Source organism: Streptomyces sp. NPDC001135 (assembly GCF_053598395.1).
Map to the genome: position 1 here is coordinate 34,875 of NZ_JBSFKD010000018.1, position 11,681 is coordinate 46,555.

The window sequence follows — 11,681 nt, forward strand, 5'->3', positions numbered from 1 at the left end:
GAGTTTTACGAAGCGGGCGTTGAACTCGTCGGCAGGCGAGCGAGTGGGGAGCTGCTCGGTTCCCGCGAGCACGTCCTGCCACTCGATGCTCAGCTGGGTCCGTGGGCCGAGGTGGATCGGGGGGGACACACAGCCTGGGTGTCGCTGGGCGGTGGGGCGTCGTCCTGGACGTCAGGCGCGGTCGTCCCCACCCGCTGGGACGCGGGGGCCGTCGCGTCTGGAGGCCCTCCACGCGACGGCGCCGTCGACGGCCCGACGCAGGGGGATCAGCCTGCTGTCGGCGTCTCCGACACGGCCTCGCACGACGGGACTACGGCCGCGGTGTGTCGATGTCTCGAGCCACCGGCCCAGTTCGCCGAAGTCGCTGTCGTCGAGATCCACGTCGACGAAGCTCGTCCAGCGGGGGCCACTCCGTTCCATGACCCGGCAGTCGTACCGCCGCGTACGGGCGGGCAGACGGTATTCCGCCAGATGGAAGGCGGTGCAGACCTCGAAACCGACGCCCAGCAACAGGATGTCCGCATCGCCGTCGTACAGGCGGCCCAACGGGGATCGCTCACCCAGCAGGCAGTCCCGTGCATGGTGCGCGACAGTCCTCGTGGCAGCCGGGCCGAGCGCGGCGAAGGACGTCTGGGGGTGGTCGCTGCGTGCTGCTCCCACGGTGGTACGCACCTGCTCGGCGATCGCTCCCATGCCCGCCGAAGGTGTGGCCGCCGCTTCGAACGGTGGCATGTGCGCGTGAAACAAGGCGAGTTGACCCTCCGACATGCCCTGGGTGCTGGCGAGGTAGCTGCGGGAGGTCAGTGAGTTGCCCGGTGTGAAGGTGGGGACCACCAGTGTGCCGTCGCTGCCCAGCACGCCGCGTAAGGCGCGTACGACCGTGAGGGCACCGCCGCTCACCGCTCCCACCGATCGCAGCGACGCGTGCACCAGGAGCGTCGGCCTGCGCCCGCACCCCAGACTTCTCAGGTCGGCACGGAGAGAGGCCTCAGTGAACATCGGTGTTCAACCCCGCAGCCTGTCGGCCATCCGGCGCCCGTAGCCGGTCAGGTCCCCGGCAGGCAACGTCCCCAGCGGTGTTCGACCCAGATACGCAGACCGCAGCCTGTCCTTCGCCTCGCGGGTTTCGGCCAGGTCGAACAGGTCCGACAAGGCGTTGAACTTCATCTGCTGCACTCCGTCGACGAGCAGCGCGGCCAGCGAGCCGGCGGTGGACGGCAGGGACAGTCCCAAGGCACCGAAGGCATCCGGGGCGGCGGCCACAACGCCCCGTTCCTCCGAACCGCCGAGGGGTGTGCAGACGGTGAGCAGGGCGCGGACGCCCGCGGCGCGGTCGCCGTGCCGGTCGCGGACATGGACGACGGCTTCGGCGAACAGTCGTTGCCAGCGGCCGTACTCCTCCTCGTTCAGCCGTGGTGCCGGACCGGCCTCGAGAACGTCCCGATGCGGGTCACCGTCCTCCACCAGGATGCGGAAACCGCCCGTGACAAGGCTGCGCACCGGTTCCCAACCCGGCAGAGCGGGCGAGGCCCCGGTCACCGGAATCGGCAGTGAGCGATCGTCGACCCGCAGGATCAGGGCTCCGCCGCGGACGATCAGCTCGCCGTTCCCCGGACGGGGCGGCAGGACCAGTCGGCCGTAGCCCGGGACATGGACGGCCTGCGCGGTCGCGGGCAGTGGGACCGTGAGATCGGCACCGGTGCGCAGCGCGATGGCCACGGCGATCTCCGCGAGCCGCTGCCGGACCGCGTCACGGACCAGATGTCCTTCGAGGGCGCGCACCGACCAGGGGCGGAGGTAGGGATGCCGGAGAACCCGCGTCGTCTCACCGGGCCATCGCCGGTCCATGCGGGTCACGGCGTCCGCTTCCGGACCCCCGTACCGCGCGCAGAGTACGGCGAAGAGCACCCTGCAGATACTTGACTCCGCTCTCACCAGCTCGCGCAGCGCGTCGGCGTCGCTGTCCCCCGCCGCGAGCGAGTCGAAGCCCCGCGGCGTGAGCCGGTGCGCGTGGCCGGCCGGCCGCGGGCGGGCGCCCAGGAGGCAGTGGTCGATCAGGCGGATGAGATCGCCGCAGTACACCGACGGGTTGTCGAAGCCGTTGGCCGAGCGGTACCGGTGGGCGTACAGCCCGCCTCCGCACATGCGTACCACTCGGCATTCCCGGCACGTCCGGGACAGGCCGGTGATGCCGGCCTGCTGGACGAGGAAGCCGGGGTGGCCCGCCGCCTCGTCGAACGAGTGCCGCAGTACGTGGAATCCCGTCCGTGGCGCGTCCTGCGCCGCTGTCTTGAGCCAGTCGGCCTGCTCGATCTCGCCGTCCGTCTCGATGACGACAAGGTCGGGGCTGCCGAGTCCGAGTGCCTCGGTGAGAGATCGCCTTCCGTCCCGCTCGGCCTCGATCGAATCGAACAGGCGGACGCCGAAGGGCTTGCCGTCGGCGGTCCACAGGTCGTACACGGTCGTCAGCCACCGTGCGTGCGCGTGGGGATGCCCACTCAGCCGCGCGGGAGGGTGATCCCAGGTCGCATGGGGCAGGAGGAAGTCCACGCGTGGTGGATCGAGCGCCACCAGAGCCCGGTACACCTCGACCGGATCGTTCTCGACGTCGACCGTGCACAGCAGGCCCGCGAATATCCGGCGGTACGCAGGCGATCCGATGAGCCGTACGGCGCGGACAACCGCGTCGTACGACCCCGTTCCGTTGGCTCGTCTGCGATGCCGGTCGTGGGAGGCACGGTCCCCGTCCAGGGAGATTCCGGTGTGGATCGCCTCCCGCGCCAGCATGTCGCAGAAGTCGTCGTCCAGCCGGAGTCCGTTGGTCTGCATGCGCAGGTCGAGATCGCACACTCCGTCCAGCGCCCGGCGCAATTCGGAGGCGATCCGTGCCAGCCGTTCCCGGCCCGCGAGCAACGGCTCACCGCCGTGCAGAACGACGTGCACGCGTTCGAGTTCGGGGTGACCGCGGGCGTGCTCGGCGATCCGTGACACCGTGGCCGTCACCACGTCCTCCGGCATGACCGGGGGACGTCGCCGCCAACTCTGGTCTGCGTGCCGGTAGACGTAGCAGTGGTCGCAGGCCAGGTCGCACCTGCTGTGCACCTTGAGTACGAACTGGCGGAAGGCTCTCGGCCCGAGCGTCATGGGCGGACGACGGCGTGGCCCGTCAGAGGGCGGAGTTGAAGCACACGCCAGAGGCTCGCCCGGACCACAGCAGGCGACTGAGCACGTAGGAGTCGCATTCGGCCAGGTCTACCAGAGGAGTAACGGTGCAGTCCGGAACACACGTTCTGACGAGCGAGGTCTGTGTGGTCGAGGCCGCGATCAACTCGCTTGTGCCTCCGGGGGTGGATTCTCCGGCTGCGCTCATCGGTGTCTCCTTCGCCGTCTCGTGGAGGTGCACAGGAGCAGTCGAACCGTGGCACAGGGCCACCGAGCACCCATCATCTTGGCTTCGCCGTCCGGAGTACAAGTGGCGTTTCGGCTACTGCGTCGTGGTGATGGACGGGCGGTGGCTGAGCGAGGGCGAGGGTGGCGGCGGCCTTCCGTGCGGCGACCGGCGGGCGCGGCAGGCGAAGGAGCGCCGCACGATCGGGCTGAGCCCCGTCGCCGGCGACGGACACCAGGCGGAGACCGCGCAGCGCGCGCGACCATGCACACGGCCTCCGCCGAACGTGGCCGTGTTCGACTGCGTCCCTCTGCGGAGGGCGGTCCGGCGACCGCGGCCCGTTCGGCGACCGCGGTCCCTTCGGCGGACGCGGCCGCTGAGACACCGGCACATGTCGCGCGGCCTACGGCAGGACGGCGGACTGCTCGGCGAGGTGCCGCTTGAGCAGGTCCATGAACGGGCCGATGTGCTCGGTCAGGAAGAAGTGGCCGCCCAGACACCTCGAACTCGAAGCCGCCGTTCCTGCCTCCCCCGAACAGGCCTGCCGGGGAGGCCGCCTCCGGACGGTCCGGCGACAACCACGCAGCCGTCACACTCCTGTGGAACGCAATCCGTGACGTGGCCCGACTCGCCAGTTCCCGCGGCCTGCCCTCGCTGAGACGACTGGATCGCGCCCCGGCGACAGCTGGAGGCCGGGCACGCCTGCTTCTGCAAGACCTGCTGACGAGCCCACTCGACCGCCACCTCGAACGGGCTGTCCTCAACGCCCGGGTGACGGTCCGGCGTGCCGCGGGTGGTCCGTCCACGACGTCGACGTCCACTGAGCGACTACTGTCTTACGCCTGCTGACTTGACGGTGGCGGGTGTTACTTGTCGTCCGTGCCGGCTTTCCCGCTGATGGCCTCCTGGTAGACATCCGCGTAGGTGCGCGAGTCCTTGACCAGGTCGTCGCAGAAGGCGGCGACGTCGTTGCCGATGAGTTCCAGGACCCCCTTGCCGGCCGCGACGCCCTCCTCGAAGAAGTCGACGATTTGGGGGAGCAGGGGCCCGTCGGGCAGGTCGAGGGGTCCGACCTTGAAGAGGTACTTCTGCATCTCCTTGTAGACGATCCGGTAGTCCGGCGGGAGCGCCTTGACCCGAGCCACGTGTGCCCGCCACTGTTTCTTTCCCTCGATGATGTCCTGGATGCTCACGTCAGCCTCCCAGCCGGCTCAATTTCCTTGCGACGTTCCTGTTCAACTGCTCGCGCCACCGGTCGCGATAGGTCCGGGCCCCCTCTCCGCCGGCCAGCGCCGTGCAAAAGCCCGGGATGTCGTCGCCGAGGACCTCGTGGACGCTCTGTCCGTCCGCCGATGCTTCTTCGAGCAGTCCCAGGGCGGCGTCGAGGATCGGCATCAGGTTGCGGCCGGTGAAGCCCGCGTAGGGGAAGAGGTGACCCTTGATCTGTTCCCACGCCGCCCGGTAGTCGGCCGGCAACGCCTCTGCCCGGGCTTCGAACGCCTTCCATTCCCTGGTGAGATCGCTGCCTGTGATGGTCTCCCAGAAGTTCATCTCCCGCCCTCCCTGAGCCTGTCGATGCGTGATGAGACGTACTGCCATTTCGCCCAGAACGTCGCGAGCTCCTCGCGCCCGGCGTCGTTGAGCGCGTAGAACTTGCGTGGCGGGCCCACCTCGGACGGTCGTTTCGTGACCTGGACGAGTCCGTTCCTCTCCAGTCGCAGCAGGATGGTGTACACCGTCCCCTCGATGACGTCGGCGAAGCCGAGCTCGTTCAGCCGGCGCGTGATGGCGTACCCGTAGGTCTCTTCCCTGCCGATGATTTCGAGCACGCAGCCCTCGAGCGTGCCCTTCAGCATCTCCGTCAGGTCGTCCATCGCGGCTCCCATTCCGCCCTCCCGGTACTACGTAGTACCGAGTACCGCTATACGGTACCACCGAATAGCGTTTCGGGGTCAGGAACACATACCGTGCCCACCGCCCAGTATCCGTAGTGGCTGAGCAGCCGGGCCGAGCTCGTGCGCTGGTCAGCAGGGCAGGTCGAGGGTGACGGAGGCCCCGCGCCCGGTGTTCTCGGCGGAGGCGGTGCCGCCGTGGGCGGTGGCCACCGCGTGGACGAAGGCGAGCCCCAGTCCGGATCCCTCACTGGTGCGGCTGGCCTCGCCGCGGGCGAAGCGGTCGAACGCCCGGGGCAGGAACTCCGGTGGAAAGCCGGTCCCCTCGTCCGTGACGCACAGCCGCAGCCCGCTGTCCCGGACGGTGGCCGTGAGGCGGACGGCCCCCTGGCCGTGGCGGAGGGCGTTGTCGAGTAGGTTTCCGATCGCGGGCCGCAGCCACCGGGCGTCGACGTCGACGGTCGCGCGAGCGGTGTCGACGGTCACGGCGCGCCCGGCCCGTTCGGCGGTGCGCAGATGCGGGGCGACGGCGGCGGCGACGAGGTCGGAGAGTTCCACGGGGCCACGGGTGATGTGCTGGGTGCTGCCGAGTTCCTCCAGGTCCAGCAGCGCGTTGGTGAGGTCGATCAGGCGCTGGACCTCGGCATCCACGGAGCGCAGCGTCTCGGTGAGTTCCCCGGCCGAGCGCGGCCGGTGCAGGGCGACGTCGACCTCGGCCCGCAGCAGCGACAGCGGGGTGCGCAGCTCGTGGCTGGCGTCCGCGACGAACCGGCGCTCGCGTTCGGCGGACTCCTCGAGGCGGTCGAGCATGTGGTTGAGGGTGTGGCCGAGTCGGGTGATCTCGTCGTCGTGGTCGGCCGGCACGTCCAGGCGCAGGTTCTGGGCGCCGTCGGCGAGGGTGGCGGCTCCGCTGCGGTACCGCTCGACGGGGCGCAGGGCGGCGCGGGCGGTGCGGTAGCCGACGTAGGAGGCGGCGATCAGGGTCAGTCCGGACGCGATCGCCAGTTGGGCGAGGAGTTCGCGCAGCGCCTCGTCACGGTGGCCGCGCCGGACGGCGGCGATCACGATCCGGGTCTGCCCGTCCACCGTGACGCGTCTCGCCTGGAGCCGCAGGGTGCCGGGGGTGATCGGAAGCAGGGAACCGACGTCACGCCGGACCGTGGTGCCACGCGTGACGGCGCGGAGTTCGGCGGGGGTGAGCAGCGGCTGGTGGCCGAGCGAGTCGCTGGAGCGCAGGACGCGGCCGTGCGCGTCGAGGACCTGCTGGAGGCTGCCGCTGGGGCCGGGAGGGAGCCGGGTTCCGGCGCGCACCGCTTGGTCGAGACTGTGCCGGTAGGTGGTCAGGTCGTCGTTCAGCTGCTGGTCGAGGGCGGTCATGACCCGCCAGTAGACCAGTCCGGCCGCCCCTGTCAGCACCAGGGACATGGTGATGGAGACGGCCAGCACGAGGCGCGTGACGACGGGCGGCCGCCGGAACCACGGCCCCAGCCGGCCGGGCAGGGTCATGGGGTGCTCTCCAGGCGGTAGCCGCGTCCGCGCAGGGTCGTGATCGTCGTACGGTCGAAGGCGCGGTCGACCTTGGCGCGCACCTTGGAGACGTGGACGTCGATGGCGTTGCTGCGCAGGTCGGTCTCGCCGTCCCAGACCTCGTCGAGCAGCTGCAGGCGGGTGACCACGCGACCGGCGTTCTCCATCAGCACCCGCAGCACATCGAACTCGCGGCGGGAGAGGTCGAGTTCGGTCTCCCCGCGCCAGGCGCGCTGCTGCTCCGGGTCGAGGACGAGGTCGCCGACCTTCAGCCGCCGGGAGTGCTCGGGGCGGCGCCGGGATATCGCGCGCAGCCGGGCGAGCAGCTCCTCCATGGCGAACGGCTTGACCAGGTAGTCGTCGGCGCCGGCGTCAAGGCCGGCGACCCGTTCGCTGATGGCGGCGCGCGCGGTGAGCAGGATGACGGGGATGTCGATGCCTTCGTCGCGCAGTGTCCGGCACACCTCGACCCCGTCCATGCCCGGCAGCATGACGTCGAGGACCACGGCGTCCACGCGCGGAGCGCGGGCGGCGGCGAGCCCGGACGGTCCGTCGTAGTGGCCCTCGGCGGTGTGCCCGGATTCGGTGAGGTAGCGGACGACCAGGTCCGTGAGGCGGGTCTCGTCGTCGACGACCAGGTAGTGCATGGCGGCCAGGCTAACCGCACGCACCACCGGCGCGGGGCACCCGGGAGGCTTCATGGTCTGTTCATGTGACTTCCCTACCGTCGTTCACGTCGCGGTGTTCCGCGGACCGCGACCGGTCCGCCGGTCCCACGCGCCGGGACGGAAGGGACAGACATGCACGCACTGGTGCTCGCCGCACAGGGCATCGCCGGCCACATCGCGCCCATGGACCTGATGACCCGCGGCGGTCTCGACGTCATGGCGCTGCTGATCCTGGTCGGCTGGCTCTACCGGCGCCGCCCCAGCGCCCCGGCGATGCCTCTGGTGCTGGCCGCGCTGAACATCGGCCTGTTCGCCGCGATGAGCACGATCAGCGCCGGAAAGTTCCCGGCCGGGGTCGGCTTCGGCCTCTTCGGCATCCTCTCCCTGGTCCGCCTGCGCAGCGCGGCGTTCACCCTACGCGACGTCGCCTACACCTTCGTCACCCTGGTCATCGCCCTGTGCACCGGGCTGCCGCACCGGCAGATGTGGCTCGTCGCCGTACTGGACGCCGTTGTGCTGCTGGCGGTCCTGCTGGTGGACGACCCGAAGTCGTACGAGCCCCCGACCCGGACGGTCAAGCTCACCCTCGACCGGGTCTATCCGGAGCCCGCGCTCATCGCCCACGACGTGGCGCTCCGCTTCGGCCAGGCTCCCCTGTCCGTGGTCGTCGACGAGGTGGACTACGTCCGTGAGACCACCCGGGTCTCGGCCCGCTACCCCGTTCGGTCCGGTGAGTCGGAGGCCGCCCCGGACGCCGAGCCGCGCGAGCAGGTGATGGTGTCATGACCTCCGCGTCCTCCTTCGGCGCCGGTCTGGGTCTTGCGGCACTGCGCGGCGCGACGCTGGCCGAGGTCGACGCGGCAGCGGCCCTGCAGCACCGCACCGACCGCAAGTACCTCCTCCCCCTCGACCGCGCCCGCGACCTCGTCGCCCGGCTCGCCGACAGCCACCATGTCCTCGACCTGTCCGGCCGCCGTACGACGAGCTACCTCAGCACCTACTTCGACACCGAGCAGCTCGGTGCCTGGCGGGCCCACGTCCAGGGGCGCCGCCGCCGCTGGAAGGTCCGCACACGCCGGTACGCGGAGGACGGACTGTGCCGGGTGGAGGTGAAGACCAAGGACGGCCGCGGCGCCACGGTCAAGCACGCCCTCAAGGTCCCGGCCGCCGCGTACGGCGAACTCGACGCGCGGGCAGCCGAGTTCGTGGACGAGGTGCTGGCCGCGTCCGGCATTCCTGTCACGGCCAAGGAGCTGGCCCCCGCCGCAGAGGTCCGTTACGTCCGGGCGACCCTCGCCGACCTGGACCGCGGCACCCGCGTCACCCTCGACGGCGCACTCACCTGCCACCAGGGCGACCGCACCGCCGCGCTCGATGCCGGCCATGTGCTCGTCGAGACCAAGGGCGGGGTCCGGCCGGCCACGGCCGACCGGCTGCTGCTGGGCCTGGGCGGCAGGCCCGTCTCCCTCAGCAAGTACGTCGTCGGCCAGTCCCTGCTCACCCCGGGCCTCCCCGACAACGACGTACGCCGCCTCGTCCGCACCCACTTCACCACCGGGGCGCGTACGATACCGCTCTTCGAAAGGACCCCCGCCGCATGAACGTCCTGCGCGGCATCAGATGGCCGTACGCGGTCATCGCGCTGCTCGCCGTGGCCGCCGCCTCCTTCGGCCTGCTGCGACCGCAGCTGGCGGCCATCGGCTTCCCCGGGCTGAAACTCTCGGCGACCGACCGCATCAAGCAGAACCCGCCCCCGGCCCTCTTCACCGACGCCCAGATCGCCCCGGTCGGCAAGCTCGCCGACGCCCAGCGCGCGAAGGCCGACACGCTCTTCGCCCAGTGGAAGAAGGCGCACGGCGCCACCCGCGACGACAAGGCGTTCGCCGCGTGGGCCGCCCGGCAGATCCCCGCCCCGCCCACGGCGAAGCAGCGCACCGCCGAACTCCACCAGGTCCAGGCCCTCGCCAGGACCCGTACGGCCGCGGGGAAGAAGGCGGCCTCCTGGCTGGAGCTCAACGGCAAGAAGGACGTCTGGAAGCTCTACCTCCACGACCAGAGCGAGCTCGCCCCCGCCGCGCAGGGCACGGCGGAGAAGGCCGAGCTCAAGGCGGCCCTGAGTCTGGCCAAGACGGTCTGCGACCAACTGGCGGCCAAGGACAAGCAGCCGGCCCCCTATGTCCTGGACCCGACCCTGCGCCCGGAGAAGCACATCAAGCCCGGCACCAAGGGCCCGTACTCCTACCCCTCGCGACACGCCGCCCGTTCCGCCGCGGCCGTCACCCTCCTCGGTGCCCTCTCCCCGCACCGCGCCGAGGAATATCAGTGGATGCAGGACGAGGTCCTCTACTCCCGCCTCTACATGGCCGGACACGTCACCAGCGACCTCACCGCCGGCACCCTGCTCGGCGACCTGATCGGCGACTACGAACTCGCCGTCAGCGGACACTGACATCCCTGAACCCTTGGCGATCTGCCCGCCCCGCGCCTCACGTGGAGCCCGTTGCTTGCACTTCCGTCATCGGGTTGTCCGAGTTCCCCGTGTGGCAGGCGGGCGCCGTCAGCGATCCGCCTGGTCGAGGCGGGACGACGATACCGAAGGGGCCGCGGCCCTCGGCGACGGCCTCGGCGAGGTTGGCGAAGACGACCGTCAGCCACAGCCACAGGCTGATGACCCAGGTGAAGACGGCGGGATGGAGCAGCGCCGACAGGGTGGTCAGGACCGCCCCGACGGACACCACGAACAGGACAGGGTTGCGAACCAGGGCGCGCGGGTGCAGTTTGCGCAGCCCCTCGGGGGACGAGCGGACGAGCTGGACCGGTTCGAACAGCCCGCTCGGTGCGCGGCGTCTCCCCCTTCCCTCCGATCCGGACCGGGACGCGCGCTCGGGACGGGACGGGGGAGCCTGCTCGGGGGCGGCGGGAAGCATGGACACCTTCGTGTCTTGTCGGGGGAATCGGACGGAGGGGGAGGTCCGTGCGGTGCCGGGGTCCCGGCACCGCACGGCGGCGCACGGACGCCGGCGATGAGGCGACGACAGGCGTCCTGCGCGGGCGCGTGTCCCCTCGGACACACTCCGGACCGCCTTCGCGTCACCGCGGAGTGGGGACTCCACCCTTCGTGCGGGGCCACTGACGTCCGTGGCCCCGGCGGCGGCCGACAGCGAATCTAACGCCGCTCGCCGCCCCAACCGCTCGCCTGAGCAATGAATTTGCGGCACCCATACGGGCGCGGGCGTGAGCGCCGTCAAAGTCCCGTCAAACACGGCTGAGTAGCCATCAGGGAGACGTCAAGACGAGACACGGGTGGCTGAATCCGGTCGCAGACTGATCAGCAACGGGGACGGGCGACCGTCCGTGGTGGTGACGTTGGAGGGACCGTGGCTCTCACGGCCGGATCAGCGCAGGGTCCTCGGACCGAGCAAGGGGCACCGCCACGGACTGTGGTCGCCCAGCCCGGGGGCAGCCCCGGACTGCGAAGACGAGGGTATTCGCGACCGGCCGGACCGGGTCCGGGGCTGCGCCTGGGCAGCGAGCCGTGGCCGCTCTGCGCCGCCGCTTCGGGGCCACCGCGCCCGCGCGGCTGCGCCTTATGCGCGCGGCCACGCTCGTGCTCGCCACCGCAGTGACGGCGCTGCTGACCGTCGCCGGGCCGGCCGCGAACGGCACCTGGGACAGCGTGGCCGGACGGGACGCCCCGCGCACCACCAGCGCCTCCGACCTCGACCTGAACGACATGGACGCCCAGGCCGCCAACATCCTGCTGTCCAGCGGCGACGCCGGAAAGGGCCGCCTGTGGACGCCGTAAGACAAGGCGGTCGGCTTCTACGGCGATGCCCGTCGCTAGATCGCGCATGACCTGCGGACCCTCGCCGTCGCGGCCCAGGGGGACCGGGCCGACGAGAAGACCGTGGAGAACCTGACCGACGACTTCGCCGAGTACCAGGAGCTGATCGGCCGTGCCCTGCAGAACGACGGACACGCCGGTGGCAAGCCGGCCGCCCTGGCCGACTACCGCGCCCCCTGCTCGCGGTGATCCTCGGCGCGCAGATGCCGACCTCGTCGGCCGGGAACCTGCGCGGCGCCCGCCGTGACGCCTTCGACTCCGTCGTCGCCCGCGCCCGCGCCATCGCCTACGACGCCAACGCCGACGAGAGACGCTACCTCCTCGACCCCCCATCGCCGCGAGCAGTACGCGGAATCGTTCCT

13 protein-coding genes are annotated in these 11,681 nt (G+C 70.9%); 5 read left to right on the forward strand and 8 right to left on the reverse strand.

Annotated features, from left to right (window positions below; all coding sequences use genetic code 11):
• Positions 1-171: 171 nt before the first annotated feature.
• From ACWC94_RS22165 to ACWC94_RS22195, 7 genes are all read right to left on the reverse strand, one after another.
• A complete protein-coding gene (locus ACWC94_RS22165) occupies positions 172-999 on the reverse strand; it encodes an aminoglycoside N(3)-acetyltransferase (RefSeq protein WP_450798600.1) in 828 nt (275 codons plus the stop codon).
• Positions 1,000-1,005: 6 nt separating this feature from the next.
• Positions 1,006-3,144, reverse strand: coding sequence for an FxsB family cyclophane-forming radical SAM/SPASM peptide maturase (locus ACWC94_RS22170; RefSeq protein ID WP_450798601.1), 2,139 nt, complete (start codon positions 3,142-3,144; stop codon positions 1,006-1,008).
• Positions 3,145-4,254: 1,110 nt separating this feature from the next.
• On the reverse strand, positions 4,255-4,581 hold the full coding sequence (locus ACWC94_RS22175) for a DUF1048 domain-containing protein (RefSeq protein ID WP_450798602.1): 327 nt from the start codon (positions 4,579-4,581) through the stop codon (positions 4,255-4,257).
• Between the two features lies 1 nt (position 4,582).
• Positions 4,583-4,939: a DUF1048 domain-containing protein gene (locus ACWC94_RS22180; protein ID WP_450798603.1), complete on the reverse strand. Its 357-nt coding sequence runs from the start codon at positions 4,937-4,939 to the stop codon at positions 4,583-4,585.
• Positions 4,936-5,262, reverse strand: coding sequence for a PadR family transcriptional regulator (locus ACWC94_RS22185; protein WP_450798604.1), 327 nt, complete (start codon positions 5,260-5,262; stop codon positions 4,936-4,938). Before ACWC94_RS22185 ends, ACWC94_RS22180 begins: the two co-directional genes overlap by 4 nt.
• Positions 5,263-5,412: 150 nt before the next feature.
• Entirely contained in the window at positions 5,413-6,786 is a 1,374-nt protein-coding gene (locus ACWC94_RS22190; RefSeq protein WP_450798605.1) for a HAMP domain-containing sensor histidine kinase, read from the reverse strand.
• Positions 6,783-7,454, reverse strand: coding sequence for a response regulator transcription factor (locus tag ACWC94_RS22195; RefSeq protein ID WP_450798607.1), 672 nt, complete (start codon positions 7,452-7,454; stop codon positions 6,783-6,785). Before ACWC94_RS22195 ends, ACWC94_RS22190 begins: the two co-directional genes overlap by 4 nt.
• Before the next feature lie 153 nt (positions 7,455-7,607).
• Here ACWC94_RS22195 and ACWC94_RS22200 point away from each other — a divergent pair, with 153 nt between their 5' ends.
• The 3 genes from ACWC94_RS22200 to ACWC94_RS22210 are packed head-to-tail and all read left to right on the forward strand — an operon-like array spanning position 7,608 to position 9,924.
• A complete protein-coding gene (locus ACWC94_RS22200; protein WP_450798609.1) occupies positions 7,608-8,261 on the forward strand; it encodes a DUF4956 domain-containing protein in 654 nt (217 codons plus the stop codon).
• Positions 8,258-9,076 carry a polyphosphate polymerase domain-containing protein gene (locus ACWC94_RS22205; protein ID WP_450798610.1) on the forward strand — a complete coding sequence of 273 codons (819 nt, stop codon included), beginning with the start codon at positions 8,258-8,260 and terminating at the stop codon, positions 9,074-9,076. The genes ACWC94_RS22200 and ACWC94_RS22205 overlap by 4 nt, the downstream gene beginning before the upstream one ends.
• Positions 9,073-9,924 (forward strand): phosphatase PAP2 family protein, encoded by an 852-nt coding sequence (locus tag ACWC94_RS22210; protein WP_450798611.1) that lies wholly within the window; start codon positions 9,073-9,075, stop codon positions 9,922-9,924. The genes ACWC94_RS22205 and ACWC94_RS22210 overlap by 4 nt, the downstream gene beginning before the upstream one ends.
• A gap of 37 nt (positions 9,925-9,961) precedes the next feature.
• Here the strand turns inward: ACWC94_RS22210 and ACWC94_RS22215 are convergent, their stop codons facing one another.
• Positions 9,962-10,402, reverse strand: coding sequence for a hypothetical protein (locus ACWC94_RS22215; protein WP_450798612.1), 441 nt, complete (start codon positions 10,400-10,402; stop codon positions 9,962-9,964).
• Between the two features lie 608 nt (positions 10,403-11,010).
• On the opposite strand from ACWC94_RS22215, the gene ACWC94_RS22220 reads away from it, so the two are divergent.
• Positions 11,011-11,280: a hypothetical protein gene (locus ACWC94_RS22220; RefSeq protein ID WP_450798613.1), complete on the forward strand. Its 270-nt coding sequence runs from the start codon at positions 11,011-11,013 to the stop codon at positions 11,278-11,280.
• 102 nt (positions 11,281-11,382) lie between these two features.
• The gene (locus tag ACWC94_RS22225) at positions 11,383-11,508 is read left to right on the forward strand and encodes a hypothetical protein (protein WP_450798615.1); all 126 of its coding nucleotides are present in this window, start codon (positions 11,383-11,385) and stop codon (positions 11,506-11,508) included.
• The last annotated feature ends 173 nt before the right edge of the window (positions 11,509-11,681 follow it).

Coding starts and splice junctions, on each gene's coding strand:
- ACWC94_RS22165 (WP_450798600.1), bottom strand. CDS start 999: ATGTTCACTGAGGCCTCTCTCCGTGCCGACCTGAGAAGTCTGGGGTGC.
- ACWC94_RS22170 (WP_450798601.1), bottom strand. CDS start 3,144: ATGACGCTCGGGCCGAGAGCCTTCCGCCAGTTCGTACTCAAGGTGCAC.
- ACWC94_RS22180 (WP_450798603.1), bottom strand. CDS start 4,939: ATGAACTTCTGGGAGACCATCACAGGCAGCGATCTCACCAGGGAATGG.
- ACWC94_RS22185 (WP_450798604.1), bottom strand. CDS start 5,262: ATGGACGACCTGACGGAGATGCTGAAGGGCACGCTCGAGGGCTGCGTG.
- ACWC94_RS22190 (WP_450798605.1), bottom strand. CDS start 6,786: ATGACCCTGCCCGGCCGGCTGGGGCCGTGGTTCCGGCGGCCGCCCGTC.
- ACWC94_RS22195 (WP_450798607.1), bottom strand. CDS start 7,454: ATGCACTACCTGGTCGTCGACGACGAGACCCGCCTCACGGACCTGGTC.
- ACWC94_RS22200 (WP_450798609.1), top strand. CDS start 7,608: ATGCACGCACTGGTGCTCGCCGCACAGGGCATCGCCGGCCACATCGCG.
- ACWC94_RS22205 (WP_450798610.1), top strand. CDS start 8,258: ATGACCTCCGCGTCCTCCTTCGGCGCCGGTCTGGGTCTTGCGGCACTG.
- ACWC94_RS22210 (WP_450798611.1), top strand. CDS start 9,073: ATGAACGTCCTGCGCGGCATCAGATGGCCGTACGCGGTCATCGCGCTG.
- ACWC94_RS22215 (WP_450798612.1), bottom strand. CDS start 10,402: ATGCTTCCCGCCGCCCCCGAGCAGGCTCCCCCGTCCCGTCCCGAGCGC.